Source organism: Niabella hirudinis (genome assembly GCF_051201075.1).
Lineage (GTDB): Bacteria > Bacteroidota > Bacteroidia > Chitinophagales > Chitinophagaceae > Niabella > Niabella hirudinis.
The window spans coordinates 74,554-97,165 of the sequence record NZ_JBPEHJ010000004.1; the positions used below are offsets into that span (position 1 = coordinate 74,554).

Genomic DNA, 22,612 nt, shown 5'->3' on the forward strand with positions numbered 1-22,612 from the left:
AAAAAGGACCTCTGTTACATCTGTAATACATCGCTGTCGTTTCCCACTCCCGAATAGCTCTCTAAATTCCGCCGAAATACTAAAAACAACAGACATTAAATGACATAGTTCGTTTCTCGTCAAACCCGCTACGGGACAGCGTTCTACGAAAAAACCCGCCATTACAGCGGGTTTCACTTTTTGTTTCTGAGGTCTCGAGCGGATTCGAACCGCTGTACGAGCTTTTGCAGAGCTCTGCCTAGCCACTCGGCCACGAGACCATTGCTCTCAGATTGCTGGTTTTTAGAAACAATGCCCTATATCCGGGCCTTCCACTAACCATTTAATCTTTGAAGGCTGGCAAAAATAGGATATTTTTGATAAATAATAGCAAAGATTAAAGACCTTTTTATGAGCAGGATCGCAGAATCGGAATTGATCATCAACAACAGGGGGGGCGTTTACCACCTGGATCTTCGCCCGGAGGAGTTGGCAGGTACTGTGGTTACTGTAGGCGACCCTGACCGGGTAGCCGAATTCAGTAAATATTTCGATACGGTAGAAGTCCGGCGCCAGCACCGGGAATTTGTAAGTCACACCGGCACCGTAGGTGGTAAACGGCTTACCGTACTTTCATCCGGCATCGGTCCCGACAATATCGATATTGTCATGAACGAACTGGACGCCCTGGTCAATATCGATCTTGAAACACGGGAGATACGCCCGGAGCTGAACTCCCTGAATATAATAAGAGTGGGCACTTCCGGGTCTTTGCAGGCCGACATCCCGGTAGATGGTTTTGTAGCGGCTACCCACGGGCTGGGCCTTGATAATTTGTTAAACTTTTACCGCCCGGAGGAAACGGATGAGGAAACCCAGTTGCTCCAGTCCTTTGTTACCCATGTGCAAATGCAGGGATTGGGCACTCCTTATATTACCAGCGCCTCCCCTTCCCTGCTAAAGCATTTTGTAACCGGTTTTCACCAGGGCATTACGGTTACCTGTCCGGGGTTCTATGGCCCACAAGGGCGGGTGCTGCGGCTGGGTGTAAGGCATCCGCAACTCATAGACCGTCTTATCGATTTTAGTTTCGGACAACACCGGATCACCAATTTTGAAATGGAGACCTCCGCTATTTTCGGTTTGGGAAAATTACTGGGGCACCATTGCCTGGCAATAAACGCTATCGTCGACAACCGGATCACAAAGGAGTTCACCAGGGACGGGAAGGCTGCGGTAGAAAAGTTAATTATAAAATTTTTGGAAACCTTTAAAAATGATTTTTAACCGGGCGACAGAATAGGGAGCCTCTATCTTGCGACGCTCCATTCATCGTTCCGGTTACAATGGCATCAGAACCTTCAAACAATGCCCATTCATTATTCACCATTCACTATCAACAATGAATATAACATTTTATAAATACCAGGGCACAGGAAACGATTTTATCTTAATCGACAACCGGCAGGGTGCTTACACCGGCCTCAGCGGGGCACAAATAAAAAACCTGTGCGACCGCCGCTTTGGCATCGGCGCCGATGGTTTCATGCTCCTTAATGGAAAAGAAGGCTACGACTTTGAAATGGTCTATTATAATGCCGATGGCCGCGAGGGATCCATGTGTGGCAATGGCGGACGCTGTATTGTACAGTTTGCCCACGACCAGGGTATCAAAAAAGCGACCTACCATTTTATTGCCACCGATGGTCCGCACGATGCCACCATTGAAGACGGAGAAGTTGTATTAAAAATGAAGGATGTGGATAACATCCAGGCTTACAAAACCGATGCTGTCTTAAATACCGGCTCCCCGCATTATGTACAATTGGATACGGATGTGATGAGTCTTGATGTATTCAAAGAAGGCCAGAAGATCCGGTACAGCAAAGACTTTGCAGAACAGGGCATCAACGTCAATTTTGTGCAGGTAAAGCAGCCGGACACGCTTATCGTTCGTACGTACGAGCGGGGCGTGGAAAACGAAACCTTTTCCTGCGGCACCGGGGTTACCGCCGCTGCGCTGGTTTACTTTCATAACGATAATGGGTTTAATTCTGTAAACATTGAAACCCTTGGCGGAAAATTAAATGTACGCTATAGCAGGGAACCCAACGGATCATTTAACAACATCTGGCTCAAAGGCCCGGCAATAAAGGTTTTTGAAGGCAGCGTAAGCCTGGATCAACATGATTAAATACTTCCGAAACATTGATCATCATACGGTTGAAATTTTTGAGCCGGAGAACGATAGTTGGGTCAACGTAGTACCTCCCTTAAAACAAGAGGAGTTTAATGAATTATCGGAACAGCTTGAGATCCCGATCGACTTTCTGACGGACTCACTCGATATAGATGAGCGCAGCCGGTATGATGAGGACGATAATGTAAAACTCATCGTTATCAAAACACCTACCGAAAACAATTCCTTCAACGAAAGTGATGCTTATTATATCACCATCCCGATCATTATTATCCTTACGCACAATCACATCGTTACGGTAAACTCTTTTGAAAACCCGGCCATAAAAAAATTCCTGAACACGTTTCAAAACCGCCAGCCGGATAAGAAAAATATGATGGTGATCAAGATCATCGAAAAGATTGTTCAGAATTTTATGGAATACCTGAAGGAGATCAACCAGAAACGAAACCTTATTGAGCAAAAGCTTTACGATGCCAATAAAAACGAGCACCTGCTGGAACTTATGAAGATCCAGAAGAGCCTGGTATACTTTGTAACCGCACTGCGCTCCAATGAACTGTTGCTGGCCAAAGTGCAGCGTACAAAATTCCTGCAGCTTACCGAAAACGAATCTGAGCTGCTGGAAGATCTTATGGTAGACAATTCGCAGGCGCTGGAAATGGCCAACATCTATACCAATATCCTCAGCAGTACCATGGATACTTTTGCCAGCATTATTGCCAACAATCAAAACCAGGTATTAAAAAGATTGGCCATCGCTACTATTGTACTCAGCTTCCCGGTACTCATCGCCAGCATCTTTGGCATGAACGTGCCCAGTGGTTTTGAGCATTCACCCTACGCCTTTTATATCGTGGCGGTACTTTCCCTGGCACTGGCCGTGGTACTGGGTATATTAGCATTCAGAAAAAAAATACTTGAATGACATTAAAATCCTTTAACATCCGTGTATATGGCATCCTGGTAAATGAAAAAAAGCAGGTACTGGTGAGCGATGAACGGATCTGTTTTAACAACCGCGAGATTACGAAGTTTCCGGGTGGCGGACTGGAGTTGGGAGAAGGGACACGGGAATGTATTGTAAGAGAGTGCAAAGAAGAAATGAATGCAGCCGTAGAAGTGGCAGACCACCTGTACACCACCGATTTTTTTCAACAATCAGCATTCAACGATGAACATCAGCTCATCTCCATTTATTATATTGTACGGCCTGTTACGCCGCTGCCCTACGGGGTTAACAACGGTGCTCCTGCTTACCCCGAAACCATCACTGAAAACTTCCGCTTTGTAGACTGGGAGCATTTTTCGGCAGATGTAATGACCCTCCCTATTGATAAAATTGCTGCTGCGATTTTAAAAGAACGGGGATGCCACTGAAGCACAAATCTTCTTAATGCTACCGCAACAGCCTCAAGGCCCGGGTAAAAAAAATGTCACCCTCCCTTCAGCGGGGTATTCGGAATTATGGCAATAAATCAATATTTTTGAGCCTGACTTTAATCTCCCCCAATGAAACGATTTCTTTCAGTTGCTGCATTAATAACAGTAGGCCTTGCAATGCAAACCTGTTCCAAAAAAGACCTTTCCTTTGCCAACAATAAAGATGCAGCCAGCTACAACAAACCCGTTGGAGCTTCCGCAAAGGATCTTCTTACCAACAACAGCTTCAGCGCGCTCCTGATTGAAGTGCAATATATAGCCGGCTATGCCCCCGATCCTGCAGCGCTGGTTCAGCTGCAGCAGTTTCTTGCAATACGCGTTAACAAACCGGGCGGCATTACGATCACAACCCGGGCCATAGCAGATCCGGGCAGCGCTACCCTTTCTCTTAGCCAGGTACGGGAAATTGAAAACAAAAACCGAACGGCATTTAACAACGGCACCCGGCTCAGCCTCTATATCCTTTACAGCAACAGCGACTATACCGATGCCGGCACGCTGGGCATCGCTTACCGCAATACCTCGGCGGCATTAATGGGAAAAAAGATCCACGAAAACTCCGGAAGTTTTGGCCAGGTCAGCCGCACCAAGCTGGAAGCAACCGTATTGGAACATGAAGTAGGCCACTTGTTAGGACTGGTTGATCTTGGATCGGCTATGCAATCGGAACACAAAGACGCGCCACATGGCAATCATTGCAGCAATAACCAATGCCTGATGTACTATGCCTCGGAAACCACCGATGTATTCAGTTTTCTATCGCGCAACAGTCCTCCTACCCTGGATGCAAGCTGCCTGGCCGATCTGAAAGCCAATGGGGGTAAATAATAATTGGTTTCAAGTTTAGCGTTTGAGGTTTGAGCATTAATGGGGCCTTCATATCTTAGTAAGTTTGGCAGCCATCAGCCATCAGCCATCAGCCATCAGCCATTCCCACATTTTCACATTTTCACATTTTCACATTTTCACATTTTCACATTTTCAAATTAGTCCCCCTCACAACAACCCCAGTACCTTTTTTGAGTGGCTCTTAAACCGGTAGCCGAGTGTCAGAAAAAGCTCATCATCCCTGGTGTTTAGTTTTCGTACAAGAAGATGGGTTTGAGAGGTCTGGATGCTGCCATTAATACAAGCGTAAAACACGGGACCGCTGTACCCGGCGTTTATCCAGCCTTGCAGGTTCAGCATAGGTTGCACCAAACGCGTATTATTTAATTCCTTGATGCCTCCGATGCCACCAATAACCGCCGGCGATACCACCCATTTACCATCGTTAAACACCCAGTTGTAATTGTACCCCGCCCCTGCCACCAGACTTAGCCATTGCGGATCCGAGGCCAGTAAGTGGTAGGTGACTGAATCCCTGATAAGCGCCCGGGATGGATTCTTCCAGTTGATCTGTTGCCATTGCGGAGTGGCATTAAAAATAAAGCCTCCCGCCGATCTAAGCTGCCGCTCAGAAAAAGAAAGCCCGGCGCGATAGGCATAGCGTCCGGTATTAGTAAAATAATAGCTCCGTACCCCTGCCCGCAGCAACTGCATCCCGCGAAACGAATCAAACCGGGGGTGCCGCTTTGCCGTTTGCAGCAATAACCCATCATATCCATCAAAGAAGGGATAAAAACGTACCCGGGGCCGGTTATACTGAAAAGAAAAAGATGCGTGTTTTAGCCTTATCCCCTTTGCGAGTTCGGTACCGGGAATGCCCCAGGCGTATTGAAATGAAAGCCATTTATAATTGACAAAAAAACCAGCATAGGCGTTGGTATTGGCCGTGAGGCGAAACTGTGCAGGTCGTTTTCCAAAGCCTGCAAAATTAAACCGGGTGGTATAATATCCAGGATATACCTCAACCGTATTTTCGCGATCAAACCCGGCAATAAAAGCCGTGTCCTGCCTAACCTGGGCCGGTAAAGCGCCGGCTGTTATCAGCAGCCAACATAAGACAAGATACCGGTAAACAGGCTTCATCAGAAATAACCGGTAACAATTTTTACAAGACCGGCTGTATCGCCGCCAAAATGATGACCGCCTTTTAACACAACCGCCTTAAAGCTACCAGACTTTACTGCGGGTACCGGAAAATTCTTGTCATCGCCGGGCAGGATGGCTACGATCCGCTGGCCTGCCGCCCGGTTGATTTCGGCCACCACATCCATACTTCTTTTTTTGGCGCTGCCCCACATATCGGATATGCGGATCACAAAATCGGTGGTAGCCGAGGGCGCCAGCAGTATCGTTCGCAGTACATGCCCTTTTGCCGGTGTGCCCAGCCGGTTCAGGATAAAGGGCATTACATCGGCCCCAAAAGAATAGCCAATGATCAGCAATTGCCGGTTCGGCCGGTTTTTGAGCGCCGCCTCAAGATAGGCGGTCAGATCTGCTCCTGCCTGCTCCGGCGTTTTTTTATCCCAGAAGTACGATCTGGAATTAAGAGCCGTTACTGCATATCCCGCCTGACTGATTCCATTACAAAAATCATTGGTAAAGCTATTGAACCCGCCATCGCCGCTTATATAAAGCACCAGCGGCATTTTATCATTGCCCTTCCAGTTTTTCAACGGCAGCTCTGCCGCACCGGCCGCCGCCGCATACAGGAAGAACAGCATTCCAAAGAGAAAACAACTTGTTTTCATGTTGTACTGTTTATTATTTCTTAACATTTTAAACGGCATCCGGTAAAGGCTTCATTACTTTCCGGAGTGCACCAGGAATTTGAAGCAGATCAAAGTCATTTCCAAAGATCATGTATTTATTTTCCCAGATGGTGGCGTATTTCTCTTTAAAATCGCGCAGGGTTTTATAATGCCGCAAACTGCCCATACGTTGCGAAGCATATTTGATGATCCGCTCGGCCGGGTTATCCGGAGTATTCAGTCCATTGAGCGGGATCATTCCCAGGTTCAAATATTTAAATCCCCGCTCCCGGGCATATTCCGTCAGCTTTACGATGAGGGCATCCATACACCCGCCGGGAGCTTCCAGGCGTTTCCGGATCAGGTCATAAGTACATTCCTCAGGTGTATAATCCCTGATAATATTCAGGAAGGCCTGAACCGCGCCTTCAGCATCCTTTACGATGATCACATCGGATTGCCGTATGGCCTCCGGGTTAAACATACCCTGCGAAAACACGAGCTCCTTTTTTTCAAATTTTTCCAGCCACTCGCTGGATACTGCTTCCAGCTCCTGCAGGAAGGCATCGCTGTGTGGCGCCTGCATCAGCAGGGTTTCGTACCCTTTTTTCTGTAAACTGTTCAGCCCGTTGCGCAGTGATTTACGGTCTTTTCCTTCCAGCGTAAACTGCCTTACTTCCATAATTGCCTCCTGCCCGATAAAGACCTTCATCTTTTTCAGATCCTCAAAATGCAGGAGGCTGCTTTCATCTACCCGGTAGTACGCTGTTTTTAAACCTTCCTGCTTACAAAAGGCCTCAAACTCCTTCAATACATCTATCTTATCCTCCGCCGCACAAACCGGTTCTTCCAGTACCACGGCAAAATCATTGGCAACCCGGTAGGCTGTAAAACCACTGGTGATGCTGGAAAAAAACAGCTGTTTGTCCGGCATCGTTTTAAAATAATCGACCGCCGACCGGCCATGTTCTTCGAGGATCTCCCTTGCAACATCAGCCGCCGTCTTTGTATCCGGAATGGCATCTCTAAAAATCCTGGGGCGCAGCAGGGAATAAACCAGGAGCAGCCAGGAGCATACGCCCAGGAACCGGGTAATATTGATAAAGTCGCGTCCAAAATGAGTTTTAGGAACCAGCTCATCATCCGAAAACAGCAGGAAGCTCCGGAGTGTATAATAAACCGACTGGCGCCAGTTGAAATCGATACCAAAGTGCCGCTTATCGATAAAGTAAAAACTCAGGAAATCAAAAAGGCAAACGGATATCAGCGTGATAAAGAAAGTGGCAAAGCCGATGCGGATCCATTTAGGATTTTCGCGGATACGATACTGCTTGCTGTTGGTGATCAGCAGCACCAGGATAAGACCGGCCAGCAGACTCTCCTCATAGTCCAGCGCCTTTGCAATATTGCCGAAAACGGAAAGCACGGTAAAGATCAGCGCGGCGATCCACGCTGCCCGCAGTCCCTTGATGAGGTAGGCCGATGTAACCAGCAGCGATACGCCCAGCACCAGCACCATCAGCTTGGAAGCATGTATGGCCTCCATAGGCAGGTAATACCGGTCCAGCCGCATCCGCTCGGCCAGCGGCGGGGTAGCCACGGAAATAATATTTACAATGCCCAGGAAAAAAATGGCGATCGCCGGTACAATGCGTGCTGCCAGTTGCCGCCCCCTCCATATAAAAGCAAACAATCCCAGCAATAAAGGAATCCAGAACTCAAATACCCGGTACAGCAGGGTGATGCCCAACCCTTCATCATGCCGGTATCCGTAACCCATAAAAATATACAGCATCGTAAATTCCACAGCGCCCAACCCGCGCAGGAACGGCGACAGGATCATCAACACCACCGAAAGAGTATACCCTACCGCAGCCACCTGGAAGGATGGCGCAGCCCCCAGCGCATAAATGCTGATATAAACATGCGCAATACCACAGCATTCGATGACCAGTGAAGCAGCAATGGTAAGCCATAGCTGCTGTTTATTGATGGTTCCGGAAAAGATTTCATCAATATTATTGATAACAGCAGGAAATTTCCGGTTGATCCAATGGTACAATCTGCCTTTTCTTCTAAAGGCATATACGAGCAGGAACACGCTCCCCAGCAATAGCCCCAGCAACAACAATGAAAGCCCCGCTGCTCCTGTATGCTGCTGTTTGCCGATGGAGTAAAGAATCACCGGCACCCCAACTATGAAAACAGTCAGTAATCCCACATAACCATAAATAGCACTGGCCTGGTGAATTTGTGTAGCATTCAGGTTCCGCTTACGCAATTGCGATGTGGTATAAGCCAGGGAGCTGATGCCCCCTGCGGGAAGAAATACACTTAAAAAATTCCTTTTTAAAAAAAGCTCAACAGCATCCATCAGCTTCAGCCGCATGCCCATCGCCCGGAAACTATAGATATACATCAATGCCTGAAGCAATACATAAAGAGCCGACACCAGCAGCCCGGCAAAAATCAAGCTTCCGTTTGCAGCCCGCACCTGCGGCAGGATGGACTGCAGTTCTTTTCGCTCACTTCTGAAGAATACGAAAGCCAGCAGAATCACAAGTACTGCCAAAATTTCCTTCCAATAAGTTTTGGGCGAAAATTTCCGGAACTGGTTTAATATCCGCTCTTTCATAAAGATTTGGTTCAGTTATTTGAGCCGGTAAACATAGCCCAATTTTAATGCAAAACCATGCGGATTCACATCTAAATTGTTAAAAGAAAGATGAAAGGCTTTTATACCCGCTTCCAGGAAACAACCGGATCTCTCCGAAACGCAATAACGGGTACCGGCTCCTCCATAGCCGTAAAGCCCCGCTTCACGAATGCGGTAGCGCGTACCGGGATGATCCTGAAATTCTTTGTCATACCGCGCAAAACTGCCCCCTTCCTGCAAACGCAGGTAGGTGCTCCAGCGCCCATAGGTTACCACATTAAAACTTTCTGCAAGGTACAATGGTATAAACCGGAGATGATAGAGATTCCAACCGTTATCATCGTGATAAGCCGTTCCGGAATATTCAATGCCGGCGCCCAGCGCCCACCTGCCGCCGAAATACCGGTTATAAGACATACTCATACCGGCAAAATGAGTACCATGCGTGCTGTAAAGTTCGCTGGCCTCCAACCTAAAATCCGAACCCCATTGAGCAGGAGACTTTGTACACAATAATAAACAACCCATTATAACAAGTAGGGGCCGTATACGTAGAAAAAAAAATTGGTTTAAAAAATACATAAGTAAAACGGGATGTACCCGCCATTGTTTTCCTGGTTTAAAGCTACACCGCCCCACCGGCCCTTCAAGCAGCTAATAGACGGAACGGCAAAACGGATCGTTGAAGGCCTGACCATGGTTTGTGTCTTCGCAAATCAATTTCTGCATTTTAAGGCAATGGTCAATGGAGGACAAAAACGGCGAAACCACAAACCATAAACCTCAAACCAGCCCTGTGCATTCAGCAAACCTAAAAAAGCCCCCCGCTTGCAACGGGGGGCACCTTAACAATCAAGAACTCAAAACGTATTTACTTCTTATTTTCTTTGTAGCGTTTATCCGGAGTGCCGTCTTTTTTTAAATGCTGGCTTTCTTTATAACGTTTATCCGGCGTACCATCTTTTTTCAGATGAGCTGCAACGGGCGCGGCGGTCTTTGTTTCAGTAACCGTCTTTTTTTCTGCTTTTTTCTCTACGGCTTTAGCCGCTGGCTTTGTAGTATGCGCTTTTGCAGGTTTTACCTGTGCCGGAGCTGTTTGTGCCTGCGATAGATTAAATGTAATCAGCGCAAGCAGCGCGATAAAAAATTTTTTCATTTTTTGTTTTTGTTTAGATTATGAAGATACACCCGTTACCTCCATGCTTATACCTGCAATAGACGAAACGGCAAAAACAATCGTTGAAACTAAAAAAGAAAACGACCAGGCTATTTCAACACTTCTCCAATATATTTTCATCATCCATAATGGGCAGCGTAGTAAGCAGCAGCCTCTTCCAGTGCATGCCCGCAAACCCTGCTCAACCCCTGGTAGGTCCGTGAAAACAACGGATCAAAAGGCGCTATATATTCCAGTACCAACAGGTAGGCTTCTACATGGTCTGTAAGCCCCAGTGCGGCAACGGTTGTTTTCATGCTGTGGGCTGTTTTGCGCACCCGATCGGTATTGCCCTGCTCCCAGGCCACTTGTATCCGTTGCAACTCCTCCGGTACCATTTCGCAAAACTGCGCTATGATATCTTTTTCATATTCCCTGTTGCCCCTGCTTATTGTAAACAGGTAATCCAGCTGCAAATAACGCAAACCTTCTTTTGAGGTAGTGACAGCCGGTTTATCTTCGGTTAATACCGGATCGGCAGGCTGCTCCAGCCACCGGGCCAGCAGCCGGTGTAATGCGGCCTCATCCAGCGGTTTTGAAATGTAATCGTTCATACCGGCCTGCGCACATTTTTCCTTTTGGCTGGTTAATGCGTCTGCAGTCATTGCAATAATGGGCACGGTATTCTGCAAGGTATTCCGGATCTCCGCCGTGGCGGTATAACCATCCATCTCCGGCATCTGGATATCCATTAATACCAGGTCGTACCATTTTTCTTTCAAAAGCTCCACCGCCTCCCTTCCGCTGCATGCCATATCAAAACCGATCTGCCAGTCTCTGAGCAACTGAGCCAGCAGCAACCGGTTCATTTCATTATCCTCAGCAACCAGCACCGTTTTACCGGGCCAGGCTGCTTGCAGCGGCTTTGCGGGCAAGTGATTCCCATCTTTTTTGCCGGCCCCGGCTGCCAGTTCAAAAGGCAGCCGAACGGTAAACACCGTACCTACTCCTTTTTCACCGGTTACCTCAATGCTGCCGCCCTGCAATTGCACCAGGTCTTTTACAATGGTAAGTCCAAGGCCCGTACCTCCGTACTTACGCGTAATACTCTCATCGCCCTGGCGAAACCGCGCAAACACTGCCGCGCGCTCGGCCGCATCCATCCCTATACCCGTATCCGACACCACAAAAGCCAGCACCACTTTATCATCCATCGGCCGGGCCAGGTCAACGGCTACGGTTATACCACCCCGCTCTGTAAACTTGATCGCATTGCTAACCAGGTTTACAACAACCTGTGTAAGCCGTACCTGGTCGCCTGTAATAGCCGCCGGTACGGCATCTGCAACCTGCACAGAAAAAATCAATCCTTTTTCCGCGCTCCGCTGCCGGTAAAGATGTTCAATGGTGGACAGGGTTTCCCGGAGATCAAATGCCGCTTTTTCTACCGGCATCATTCCTGCTTCAATTTTTGAGATATCAAGAATGTTGTTCACGATCTGCAAAAGATTTTCACCGGCCTTTTGTATCAGCCCGGTGTAGCGCCCCGATTCGGGATCCGCCGGCTTTTTCTGCAGCAGGCTTGCAAAGCCCAATATCGCGTTGAGGGGTGTGCGGATTTCGTGGCTCATGTTAGCCAGGAAATTTTCTTTGGCCTCGGCAGACCGGCGTGCCCGCTGTTCGGACAAATTTAACTGATGAATCAGCCGTTGCTGCTCCCCCATTTTATACGAGATGTATCCAAAAGCGAGCAATGAGGCTATGGCTGCTATTGCAGCAAGTATGGTACCAAAGGTTTTTGCGTTTCTCCCGTTCTGGTCTGCGCTCCGGATCAGCAGCGTAACGCTTACCTGGTATTGCTGGTCGATGCGGTGGGCCAGGCTGCGGATGGAATCAGAAAGCATCGCTTCTTCCTGATCGTTGATCAGGGCCTCGGCCGCTTCCTTACCATCACCTGCAAAGGTGCGAAGCACTTCCCTGTTTAGCTCAATCTTTTTATTTACCCGGCGCTTCAGCTGCAGGATACCCGCGCCAATAAGAGGATTAACCTCAAAGGAATCGAGTGTCCGGAACGATTGGCTGACTTTTTTTGCCTGCTGTTCAAACCGACCATCCTGCAGGTTCTGCCCGCGTATAACAATACTTTTTACCTCCGTTTCCAGTTGTGTTACGCTTTCCTGTACCTGCTGCAGCTCCATCTTCAGTTTCAGTACATTCATCAGGTCTTCATTGCCATTGATGAGCTGGTTGATACTTTGACTGGAATTGAACTGCAGGAATACAATGACGATGACCGCCGCAATAAACGTAACCACCAGCAGGTATCGAAAGGAAGACTTCATAACCGGGATCAAACTTACAGGAAATTTCTGATCCGAAAGTCATACCCCCCGCGCCGGGAGCATAACATTCTTGCAAACTTCTTTTAGAGTCTGGCTTTAACCGCACGGTGCGCAAGGAATTCGCGAGGTTCGCAAGGATATTTAATAGCAACCCGCCATTGCGACCTTAGCGCATTCGCTGCGTCCTTTGCGGTAAAAAAAGGATTACAAAAAATGTTATGCACCCACCGCACTGCCGGTCAGGCGTCATCCCGGTGATTGGTGGTAATATTCCAGAAGAGTTTTACAAAAACAACCAGGTCTGCAATGATCAGGGCCGAAAACAGGAAAATGACGGGCCCGTTCCGGAATACATATAATCCATAAAGCAATCCATATACAAACCCGATCAGCAGGAGTACCGACAGTGCCATATATATGATCTTCCAGGTGTTCACGATACGGGAATTTATCTGAAGGCTAAAAATACCAGGGGAAAAATCGCCGGCAACAGGAAAATCGCCGAACGGGCAAAATGGATCGACAGGTCAGGAGACGGTTTGATGTTCATGGTTTGAGGTCAGATCCTTTTGACACTGAATGCCTGTTTCAGGTTTAAAGGGTGACAGATGGTTGAAAACGGATCCAACCTGAAACAAAAGAAAAACCTATAGCACATTTAACCGTTTATTAAGTGCGGCCCGGTACGCATCTGCAACCGGTACGGGTTTGCGGCCAATAATAAGGGTGCCCTGCTCCACGCTATCGATCTTATCCACTGCCACCACGTAGGAGCGATGTACGCGGATGAATTGCTGTGCCGGCAGCCGCTCTTCTACTGCTTTGAGCGGGCAGTGCACCGCATAGAATTTTTGAGTGGTATGCAATTTTACATAATCGCCCATGGCCTCCGCATAGAGGATCTCATCAAAACCCAGCCGTTTTACCACGTTGGAATCCCGTATAAAAAGAAAGGCATCCTGCTGGATGTTGACCTGCTCCTGGTTGCTGGCAATAATCTCACGAGCCCGGTCGATGGCCTGCAGAAAACGCACCGGCTGCACCGGCTTGGTAATATAATCGGCTACATTTAGTTCAAATGCTTCAATCGCGTATTCCTTTTTGGCGGATATAAAAATGATCACCGGACGACGCTCGCCCAGGAGGCGGGTCAGCTCCAGCCCGGTCATGTCTTCCATTTCGATATCCAGCAGCAACAGGTCTACGGGCCGATGTCGCAACAGGTTGCTGGCCTCCAATGCACCCGAAGCTTCCCCCACTACCTCCAGATCGCTCACCTGCGATGCCAGCTGTTTCAGCGTGGTGCGTGCAATTTTATTATCATCAACAATCAAACAATTCATAAATGCTGCGCTTTAAAGCAAACCAAAAGTAGGGCTTATAATGGTTTTCTGCACTGAATGCGCTATTTTTAGCCCCTACCTACTTAGCATTATCCAAAATATGAAATCAATAACCCCTTTTAAAAAAGGAATTTTCATCCTGCTGCTGCTTTCCTGCAAACTGTCCTATGCACAACCGGGTTTTCCCAAACCACTGCGCCTGGGCTTTAATATCGGGTTAGACAAAATAACCCCGGAGGAAATGAGGGCTGCAAAAGCCGCGGGCATCGACTGTATCGAAATTGGCATGGGCGGCATAGCAGACACCGCGCGTAATTTTATAAAGTCGGATGAAACCTGCATGGCTATTGCACAGCGGGCAAAAAAGGCCGCAGAAGAAGCAGGCATACAGATTTGGTCGGTGCACATGCCGTATGGGAAAAACATCGACCTTTCGCTGGGCAATGAAGCCGACCGGAAAGCGGTAGTAGCTTTACAAACGCGTATCTTAAAATATGTGGCCGTCTTAAATCCGCACATCGTTCTTTTTCATCCCAGCTGGTTTCTGAACCGCAATGAACGGGCCCTGCGCAAGAAGCAACTGGTGCAATCCGTAGGGGAATTAAATCCGCTGGTAAAACAACAGGGCGCCATCATGGTCATCGAAAACATGCTGGGCCCTGAGCTGGAGCATGGCCCTGTACGGGAGCGCCCGCTGCTGCGTACCGTGGAAGAAGCGGTTGAAGTAATGAACCTGCTGCCTCATGATGTGTATTCGGCTATTGACCTCAACCATATCAAGTACCCCGAACGGCTTATCCTGGCCATGGGCAGCCGGCTAAAAACGCTGCACGTAGCCGATGGCACGGGCCGCGAAGAGAACCACTATTTCCCTTGTAACGGCAAGGGCGAGAACAATTGGGTAGCCATCCTGCAGGCGCTGGACCAGGTGCATTACGATGGGCCCTTCCTGTATGAAAGTCATTCCAAAAATGTAGCCGACTACCGGTCCTGCTACCAGTCGCTTTATGCCGCGGCATTTGGTAGCCGGGCGGCATTGAAGCCCACACTGGAGCAGAAGAACTTTCCTCTGGTACACCAGCTGGCAGCGCTGCAAACAAGCCCCGCATTTCAAACAGCCGTACAATCCCTTACCCGCGACTATGCTCTGCAGCTGCAGCAATCCGTTCAAAACTGCGTGGACAGATCCTGTTATGCGGCTGCCTTTAACCTGTCGCCCCAGCTCATCCTGCAGGCCGGCGATGCCTGGGTGAAGGAATACGGGCGCAACCCGCGTCTTAAAACAGCAGTGGCCACACTGAAGAAAGGCGAAACCTATTACCGCTTTAACCAGCTGAAGGACACTTCCTATCTCCGCAAGGTTTGGGAAACCGAAACAACAGCTATCAACCGCATTTTTGGCGTTTATGTAATAGGACAGGCGCCCCGCTATCCGAAAATTGATTCGATCCGGTTTGCTGCAAAAAATAAAGTGTACCCTGCAATGCTCAAAACCTGGCTGGGGCAAATGGCCGGGCAGGTGGAACTGCCTGCCACACCGCTCCGCATTGCCATACATGCGCTGGAACTGAACGGGCGTTTTGAAGCTGCCCGTTTTGAACCGTTGACTGCGGGCATAAACAGCGCCCCCTTCCGGCAACTGGCCAAAACCAAATGGAACCGTTATACCTACAGCCTCATTTTGGTACCGGGGCTTGGGCCGGAAGACCCTGCATTAACCCTGGACCCGGGTGGCGCCCGCCGTTGCCAGGCAGCTGCCGTATTGTATAAAAAAGGATTGGCGCCGTTTATTGTAGTTTCCGGTGGCAACGTGCACCCGTTTTTGACGCCTTATAACGAGGCCGTGGAAATGAAGCGCTACCTTACGGACTCCCTGGCCATACCCGAAACAGCGGTTTTTATTGAGCCTCATGCCCGGCATACCACCACCAATATCCGCAATACTAACCGGATGATTTACAGGTTTCATATTCCCTCCGGGAAGCCGGTGCTGATTGCTACCGATGTTAGCCAAACCACCTATATCCGCGGCAATATGACAAAAACGGCGCTTCGCGACCTGGGTTATCTTCCTTACAGTGATATGCAGCCGGTAACAGCGGAGCAAACCGCTTACTATCCTAATAAGAACTGCCTGCAAACGGATGCGATGGACCCGCTGGATCCATAGATCCGGGCACAATTGCTGACAGACTACACAGATTTTCACAGAACGGATGCGCGCAACTGATGTATCGGGCCCAATGCCCTTCCCGTTTTTACGTCTTGCCAGCCCACCCGGGGATCTTTCGGAAAAAGGAACTATGATCGCTTACTAATAGGATCAGCGCTGCGTTGCAGCTTCCAGCGGTAAAAATCACCTTGACGCGTATGCGATGCATTGGGATTCTTTTGCTGCCTTGCAGACGACCTCCTAAGCGATATAACGGTTTAAAAGGGGAAACTTCTCATTCCAAAAATAGTTCTCTCCTGTCACAGCCCGCCCGTACCGGAACGGGCGGGCGAAAGATAAAATCAAGTGGAATGGCGGTTATGACGCCTACAACGAGCAGCAAACAGAATACTGCCGGCAGGCGGTCATAACCAGGCCTGAAACGCAGATTTTAGCGGTTCCACCGTAGCCGCAATATCCTCCACTATTGGATTATGATTGGCGGAATTCGCCTTGATCTTAGTTAAACAGCCGCCCCTAAGTAAACAATATTGATTCACATTCCCACATTTCCATATTTTCACATTTTCAAATCTTCACATTCTCAAATCCCCCCTAATTCCCGCTCCACACTTTTCCGTCCAGCCCCCATGTGCCATAGTCTACCCGCATTCCCATCCAGGTCATGATGCGGAAGGAATGGTCGACCAAACCGGGTGTCAGCAGCCGGCTGTCTAATGATGAGGGATTGAGTATATCCGATACAAAGGGGCGGGTAGCATCGCCTGTCAATGCCATATCTGCACCTGTTTTGCTATAATCTTTAACCAGCGCCCCACTGGCTTCATCCATCTTCCAATACCCGATGAGGTTTTTATAAAAGGGATGGCTGGAATTAATATCGATATACTGCCAGTCTTTTATAACATCAGCCGGCAATACTGTATTCCAGATGCGCACATTGGTAATATAGCTGTTGATGGCTCGGGTACCGCTGCCATTGTAAACCCGGGTACCATCATCGCCCACCACCAGCGGGTAAGGGCCATCGAGGCTGCTGGATGAAATGGAAGAGATATCGACAGTTTTGGACAGGATACCGTCCTGGTAAGCAGATAAAAGTCCCGTACGGTTAAAGGAGGCCGAAAGCATATGCCATTTATTATCGGCTATGGTACCGATCTGGGTAAGGTCTTTACGGGATCTTGACTGGTTGGCCAGGTTAATGCCCCAGGTACTGGCATTATTGGTTCTGAAAATGGCCCAGCCTGGGTTGGCCCCACTGTTCCAGTCCTTATTGCTGATGAATGAAGGGTCTGCATTCCCTCCGCCGCTTTTCATCCGGAACTCAATAGTAAAATTCTGGCTTCCCAGTTTATAGGCCGTATGGCTTGTTTGCGCATAACGGTTGCCCGGATTGGAAAAATATATAAAATTACCTTCATAGGGCAGGTTGATCAATGGCCGTGGAATGGCCGTTTTTTTCAGATTGGGGCTATAATAAATGCTGAACACATTCCGGTCCAATGGATTATTGCCGCCATAGCTGCCATCCGGCCTGCCGCCATGGGTAGAGGTAACCACCACCATCCAGTCTTCTTTTTCGTAAGTATCCCGGTGCTGCAGGGTATAGATCATTTCATCAATATAGCCATCCAGTGTTTGCAATGCGGTGCGGTACTGCGTCACGCCGGCGCCAAAGCCATAGGTTTTACCGGCACGTTCGGCCAGTGAAAAATCTACAAGCAGCAGGTCTGCATCATCGGCTTTCAGCCGGTTCACCGCCGAGTCTTTTGCTGCCATGTCATTGTTGGGCAGGTGTTGGTGTTTTTCCATTTCGGCACCAAACAATCCTGTAGCCAGCAGGGGCAGCGTGGTAAACGCCACGGCTCTAAACCGGCTATCATTGTCCTTCATCCGTTTCAGGAAGCTGGGATACTGTGTAAAATCAGCCGTTTCAAAGCTCTCCGTTTTTACATTGTGCTTATTCAGCCGTGTGCCGGTTATCAGGTCGGCCCAGGTAGTACCGTCATTGCTAATGGTATCAATAAGGCCGTAAAAACTGTACACGCTGTTATCCAGCATTTTGTTGATGGTGGCAAGATTGGTTTCCTCAACAGCGGAGCCTGACACCCCATCCCATACAATCAGCAGGGTCTTTTTCTTTTTCAGGCTGATTTCGGGTCCGCCTCCCCCGCCGTTATTTTCAACCAGCACGGGTTTATTACAAGCCTGCAACAGCGCTATCGCCATTATCAGCCCCATACCCATTGTTTTTAATTTGTTCATATTCCCAAGAATTTACAGGATCCGATCAATAATTCAATTTAACAATACCCGATACCGGTTTTAAGTCAAAGCTGGTGAATGCCCCTACCAGCACCAGGGAACTGCGCCCGGCAAGCGGCGCCGATGCTCCTATAAAGCCGTTTTGAAAGCCTCCGAAATTATTGTAGGTGGCGCTTAATTTTCCATCGGGCTCCAGGATGGCAGCCCCGCTTCGTTTATAACCCTGAAACAGATCGAAGAAGCCGCTGATCAATATTTTTCCGTTGTCTAAAACACGGATATGGGATAAGGAACCAACGGTGCTTTCGCCGGGGTCAAAATTATTATCCAAAGCTCCGGTTGCCGAAAACAGGGCTACTTTTTTAACCGGTTTACCGGCAACGTTTACAAAATAGCCGGCGGCCACCACCCTTCCATCGGGTAGCTGGTCAATGGAGGATACCGTGTTATCCGGGCCCGTGCCCACATTAAACGTGGGGTCCAACGCACCCAGGGTATCCACCCGGGCCAGCCGTACGGCAGCGGCGCCGTTGAATGTGGTAAAGGAACCGGCAATCATCAGCTGGTCGGCGCTGTTGAGATAAGAGTCGCTGATAGCGCCGTTTACGGCCGGCTTACCGGCAGGCAGGGCCGGGTCAAAATTATAGGTGGTATCTATCGTCAGATCTGCATTTAGCCGGGCCAGGTAATTAATACGCAGGGTATCTATCAGCACTGAGTCGCGTTTACCATCGGCGGAAACACCGCCATAGGTTTTGCGATACACTTTGCGGAAGTCACCGGTGAGCACAATTTTACCATCAGTCTGCCGGTGCAGGGCAGTGACGGGCGCATCAAAACCGAGGCCCAGGGCAGGCACCGTGTCTACCTGCGCCAAACCAGTATAATGCACCAGCACGGTATCCGGTGTACCATCCTGGTTGAGGGTGATCATATTTTGTACCCGGCCTGTAAAGCGATTGCGGTAATGGCTAAAGCTGCCTGCCACCAGGTAACGCCCGTCCGGCAGTGGCAGTGCATCTAACACCCTTCCTCCCAAAAAGCCCCTGCGGGATTTAAAGCTGCGGTCTACAGAACCATCCGGGTTCAGGCGCGCCATCCCGTTCATTCCATCGGCTTCGCCCGAATTGTCGTAGTCGTTAAAACTACCCATTATGACGTACTTGCCATCATCCTGGAAACGTATGCGGAAGACCACGCCTCCGCTGGCGCCGGGAAAGGATTTAAAACTGGCATCCGCAGCCACCGGGCCGCTGATCTGCTGAAGCGGGCCGGCCAATACCTGTTTGTTGATGGTGAGCGTGATCATTCCGCTGCTGGCCCTGGCCGGCACTTTTACATCAAGCCGGGTGTCAGACACCGTAAGCACTTCTGCAGGCGCGCCATTAAACCGCACCAGCAGCTCTTCTTTTTTATATTTCGCAAAGCCCGATCCATAAAGGGTTACCGTAGTTCCCGGTGCACTTATGGAGGGACGCAGGGTTTCGGTACTCAGCTTTACATTCAACGGCTCCTTGTCTGAACCGTAGGGATAAGCCCCCAGCACTGCATCTTTGCGACAGCCCCAAAACAGGCAACCGCTCAAAAAAACCAGCAGGATATAATTCGTTTTATACATAATTGCTCTTTAAAGTCGTTTTTTTAACATCGTCTCATACCGGCCTGTATCTAAGGCACATTATCATTGACCACCGACTCAAAATCGGAGCCATAGGCGAAAGAAATAATGCCCGCCAATGCATGCACGACTCCGTTTTGGGGCTGCAGGTTGGAGGTAGCTACCGGCTCGGTGAGCGCACGCGACAGGTCTGTAAGGTTATCGCCTACAGCTGTAAGCCAGATGGTACGCGGCCCCACATCCTGCGTGCCGGAATAAGCGCCATATACCACGCCCATATTCATGATATATCCGTCGTAGGATTCAATGTTCTGGCCGGGATACAGGGCTGCTCTTGCAAAGTCGATACGGCTGATATCATTCATCAGGTACCGTCCTTTAAACACATACCGGGCCAGGTATTTGCGCCAGATGTCGCCGGGTATATCCGCAATGCCCAGGCTGTCTTTTCCTGCTGCATAGCGGTTGCCGTTTACGGCGTTCATCAACAGCATAAGCGACCGGTCGGGCGGCGCAAAAAAGGTCACTTCCTCCTTTTGCAGGGCCTCCTTCATACCGGCGCGGTCAATGACCTGCACCAGCGAATCAAAAAGAAAGGGGCGCTGTTGCAGGAACTCGTAAATATTCTCATCAAAGACACCCGATTGCAGACCGGTATCCCTGAAATATTCCTGCTTGTTACATGCTGAAAGGAACAGCAAAACACACAGATAAGCGATTAGTGGAATTTTTTTCATCGAACTATTATTTTTACACGATCACCTTTTATAGTTTCAAACTTTTCAATCAAACAAATTATGTTCAAACGCCAGATCAATTGTCAAAAACACCTATTATTTGATCACAACCTCCGGTTTTGACGCTATCAACAGATATACTAACGCCATCAGATGGAACGCCGGAAAGAGTTTCTCCGCCTATTTGTAACGAAAAATTGCTTAGAGGATGATACACCGTAACATTATAACGACTTTCAGGAATTGTCCCTACTATAAAATTTCCATGAACAGATGAGACCGTAAACGAATAAAACGCGTTTGCATAAATATCGGTAAACTCAAATTTTATTTTATCCGGGTCACTTAGGTTCCCTGACCCGCTATAGGAAATTTCATCGCAATCTTCAAATATCTTTCTTTCCTTTTGAATAGTCCATCCCAAGCTAAAAACCACAATTACTAAAAAAAAAGAATACGACAACATTTTGTTGCGTCTGCTTCGGCTGTAAATTTTCTGCTTCATTGTTTTTATTTTTGAATTAAAATCGATCGCTTCATCGCTACAGTATTGCTACCGCACCCAATACAGGTTGAGCACAATCTCCGGGTTATTTTGCCGGGCCTTGGCATCAATGGGCCAGGTCCAGGCGCCCCGGTCAAACTGGTCCTGCGTGAGGGAGGTAATGATCTGGTTGGGATCCATTACCCTCCCTGTACGCACAAAATCGTACCAGCGGTGGCCCTCCCCTATGAGTTCTTTTTGCCGTTCCCAGAAAACGGCATCCTTCAGATCTTCTGCACCGGCAATAAACAGCGGCGTACCGGCCCGGGTACGCACAATGTTCAGCAGGCTGATGGCTTCGGAATCATCGGTCCCGAGGTTGGCCAGGGCTTCCGCCCCCAGCAATAAAACATCGGCATAGCGAAACACCATCAGGTTATCCTCAAAACTCCAGTAACCGGTTGGGTCGGCTACATTGATCTGTTTTAAAAACATAAAAGTCTGGTTATTGGCGTAGGGAAGGTAGAACCAGGTATCTCTTCTTTTATCCGGCAGGTTTGGCGGGTAAATACGTTCCATTAACGACCGCACAAAGTATAAGTCACTGGCCGCATAATCCACAATGGGTGAATGCGTCATCCACTGGCCCAGGTTTACGTAGAGGGAGGTGTTTCCGAAATTGCGGTTGAGTTCAAACTCAAAAATACTCTCCTTGGTTTTGCCCTTAAAAATACGCTTGGTTTCTTCAATGGGCAGTAACTCAAAAGCGCCGCTGTTTTTTACTGCCACGCATTTTTCGGCTGCATCCTTCCAATATTTGGTTTGGTTGGCTTTATCAAAGCCAGCCAGCCACATATTCATATGTGCAATAAGCGTATACACGGATGCCCTGCAGGCGCGTACGCCCAGATCGGAGGGGTTGGTAGCCGTCCAGGGCAGGTCTTCTTTTACGCCATCCAGCTCGGCAATCAAAGTATTAAAAATGGTAATAAAGGAAGTACGGGGCCTGGGGGTTTTATCGTAAGGCTCGGTATAAAAGGGTACATCACCATACAAACGGCAGATATAAAAATAGGTAAAGGCCCGCACAAATTTTACTTCGGCAACGTATCGCTTCTTTTCCGCATCACTGAGGGTTTTCATTTTCTCTATCTCGGCAAGCGTGATATTACAATTAGCGATGGACTCAAAATACGGCCCCCAGTCATCAATATCATTGAGATGATACCGCTCCGGCACACCCAGGTTGGTGGTATTGGACAGGTCGTTTTGTGATAAGGTATAGAAGCCCTGGCCCAACTGACCGGAGGCTACGCTGCCATTAATGCCCCCGCAGCGCATATCGCCTACAGCGGGAATTACGGGTGAGTTGAAATCGTTAAACTTCTGAAACAAAAACCCGTAGCAATTGATTACAGCGGCTTCCACATCTTCCCTTGTTTTCCAGAAAGAGCTGGATCCGGTACGATCGGCGGGCTCCACGTTCAGGAACTTTTTGCAGGATGCAGCAGCTGATGTCAGTAACAGCAGGAATAATATTTGATGCAACCACTTCATGTATCTATCATTTATTTTTT

General features: G+C 48.7%; 19 protein-coding genes and 1 tRNA gene. 6 read left to right on the forward strand and 14 right to left on the reverse strand.

Annotated features, from left to right (window positions below; genetic code table 11):
• Positions 1-189 precede the first annotated feature (189 nt).
• Positions 190-260, reverse strand: a tRNA-Cys gene (locus GGU45_RS09300).
• 130 nt (positions 261-390) lie between these two features.
• Here GGU45_RS09300 and GGU45_RS09305 point away from each other — a divergent pair.
• The 5 genes from GGU45_RS09305 to GGU45_RS09325 all read left to right on the forward strand — a co-directional run bounded on the left by GGU45_RS09305 (position 391) and on the right by GGU45_RS09325 (position 4,450).
• A complete protein-coding gene (locus tag GGU45_RS09305; protein ID WP_435224065.1) occupies positions 391-1,266 on the forward strand; it encodes a nucleoside phosphorylase in 876 nt (291 codons plus the stop codon).
• Between the two features lie 115 nt (positions 1,267-1,381).
• The gene (gene dapF / locus GGU45_RS09310) at positions 1,382-2,173 is read left to right on the forward strand and encodes a diaminopimelate epimerase (protein ID WP_435224067.1); all 792 of its coding nucleotides are present in this window, start codon (positions 1,382-1,384) and stop codon (positions 2,171-2,173) included.
• Positions 2,166-3,107, forward strand: coding sequence for a magnesium transporter CorA family protein (locus tag GGU45_RS09315; protein ID WP_435224068.1), 942 nt, complete (start codon positions 2,166-2,168; stop codon positions 3,105-3,107). The genes dapF and GGU45_RS09315 overlap by 8 nt, the downstream gene beginning before the upstream one ends.
• On the forward strand, positions 3,104-3,559 hold the full coding sequence (locus tag GGU45_RS09320; protein WP_435224070.1) for an NUDIX domain-containing protein: 456 nt from the start codon (positions 3,104-3,106) through the stop codon (positions 3,557-3,559). Before GGU45_RS09315 ends, GGU45_RS09320 begins: the two co-directional genes overlap by 4 nt.
• 132 nt (positions 3,560-3,691) lie before the next feature.
• Positions 3,692-4,450: a M12 family metallo-peptidase gene (locus tag GGU45_RS09325; RefSeq protein WP_435224071.1), complete on the forward strand. Its 759-nt coding sequence runs from the start codon at positions 3,692-3,694 to the stop codon at positions 4,448-4,450.
• 168 nt (positions 4,451-4,618) lie between these two features.
• Here the strand turns inward: GGU45_RS09325 and GGU45_RS09330 are convergent, their stop codons facing one another.
• From GGU45_RS09330 to GGU45_RS09365, 8 genes are all read right to left on the reverse strand, one after another.
• Positions 4,619-5,593 carry a DUF4421 family protein gene (locus GGU45_RS09330; RefSeq protein WP_435224073.1) on the reverse strand — a complete coding sequence of 325 codons (975 nt, stop codon included), beginning with the start codon at positions 5,591-5,593 and terminating at the stop codon, positions 4,619-4,621.
• A complete protein-coding gene (locus GGU45_RS09335; protein WP_435224075.1) occupies positions 5,593-6,258 on the reverse strand; it encodes an AcvB/VirJ family lysyl-phosphatidylglycerol hydrolase in 666 nt (221 codons plus the stop codon). Before GGU45_RS09335 ends, GGU45_RS09330 begins: the two co-directional genes overlap by 1 nt.
• Before the next feature lie 28 nt (positions 6,259-6,286).
• Entirely contained in the window at positions 6,287-8,893 is a 2,607-nt protein-coding gene (locus GGU45_RS09340) for a phosphatidylglycerol lysyltransferase domain-containing protein (RefSeq protein ID WP_435224077.1), read from the reverse strand.
• 15 nt (positions 8,894-8,908) lie between these two features.
• The gene (locus GGU45_RS09345; RefSeq protein ID WP_435224079.1) at positions 8,909-9,337 is read right to left on the reverse strand and encodes a hypothetical protein; all 429 of its coding nucleotides are present in this window, start codon (positions 9,335-9,337) and stop codon (positions 8,909-8,911) included.
• A gap of 448 nt (positions 9,338-9,785) precedes the next feature.
• Positions 9,786-10,070, reverse strand: a complete 285-nt coding sequence (locus tag GGU45_RS09350; protein ID WP_435224081.1) for a hypothetical protein — start codon at positions 10,068-10,070, stop codon at positions 9,786-9,788.
• Between the two features lie 140 nt (positions 10,071-10,210).
• Positions 10,211-12,412, reverse strand: coding sequence for a response regulator (locus tag GGU45_RS09355; protein ID WP_435224083.1), 2,202 nt, complete (start codon positions 12,410-12,412; stop codon positions 10,211-10,213).
• 239 nt (positions 12,413-12,651) lie between these two features.
• Positions 12,652-12,849, reverse strand: a complete 198-nt coding sequence (locus GGU45_RS09360; RefSeq protein ID WP_435224085.1) for a hypothetical protein — start codon at positions 12,847-12,849, stop codon at positions 12,652-12,654.
• A 210-nt stretch (positions 12,850-13,059) separates the two neighbouring features.
• Positions 13,060-13,755, reverse strand: a complete 696-nt coding sequence (locus GGU45_RS09365) for a LytR/AlgR family response regulator transcription factor (protein ID WP_435224087.1) — start codon at positions 13,753-13,755, stop codon at positions 13,060-13,062.
• Between the two features lie 100 nt (positions 13,756-13,855).
• On the opposite strand from GGU45_RS09365, the gene GGU45_RS09370 reads away from it, so the two are divergent.
• Positions 13,856-15,925 carry a TIM barrel protein gene (locus GGU45_RS09370; protein ID WP_435224089.1) on the forward strand — a complete coding sequence of 690 codons (2,070 nt, stop codon included), beginning with the start codon at positions 13,856-13,858 and terminating at the stop codon, positions 15,923-15,925.
• A 597-nt stretch (positions 15,926-16,522) separates the two neighbouring features.
• On the opposite strand, the gene GGU45_RS09375 is transcribed toward GGU45_RS09370, so the two are convergent.
• The 5 genes from GGU45_RS09375 to GGU45_RS09395 form a co-directional block, all read right to left on the reverse strand.
• Positions 16,523-18,196 (reverse strand): LamG-like jellyroll fold domain-containing protein, encoded by a 1,674-nt coding sequence (locus GGU45_RS09375; RefSeq protein ID WP_435224090.1) that lies wholly within the window; start codon positions 18,194-18,196, stop codon positions 16,523-16,525.
• 25 nt (positions 18,197-18,221) lie between these two features.
• Positions 18,222-19,814, reverse strand: a complete 1,593-nt coding sequence (locus GGU45_RS09380) for an IPT/TIG domain-containing protein (protein ID WP_435224091.1) — start codon at positions 19,812-19,814, stop codon at positions 18,222-18,224.
• 50 nt (positions 19,815-19,864) lie between these two features.
• Complete coding sequence (locus GGU45_RS09385) at positions 19,865-20,551, reverse strand: hypothetical protein (RefSeq protein WP_435224093.1); 687 nt, start codon at positions 20,549-20,551, stop codon at positions 19,865-19,867.
• Positions 20,552-20,627: 76 nt separating this feature from the next.
• Entirely contained in the window at positions 20,628-21,056 is a 429-nt protein-coding gene (locus GGU45_RS09390; protein ID WP_435224094.1) for a hypothetical protein, read from the reverse strand.
• Positions 21,057-21,104: 48 nt separating this feature from the next.
• A complete protein-coding gene (locus GGU45_RS09395; protein ID WP_435224096.1) occupies positions 21,105-22,592 on the reverse strand; it encodes a RagB/SusD family nutrient uptake outer membrane protein in 1,488 nt (495 codons plus the stop codon).
• Between the last annotated feature and the right edge of the window lie 20 nt (positions 22,593-22,612).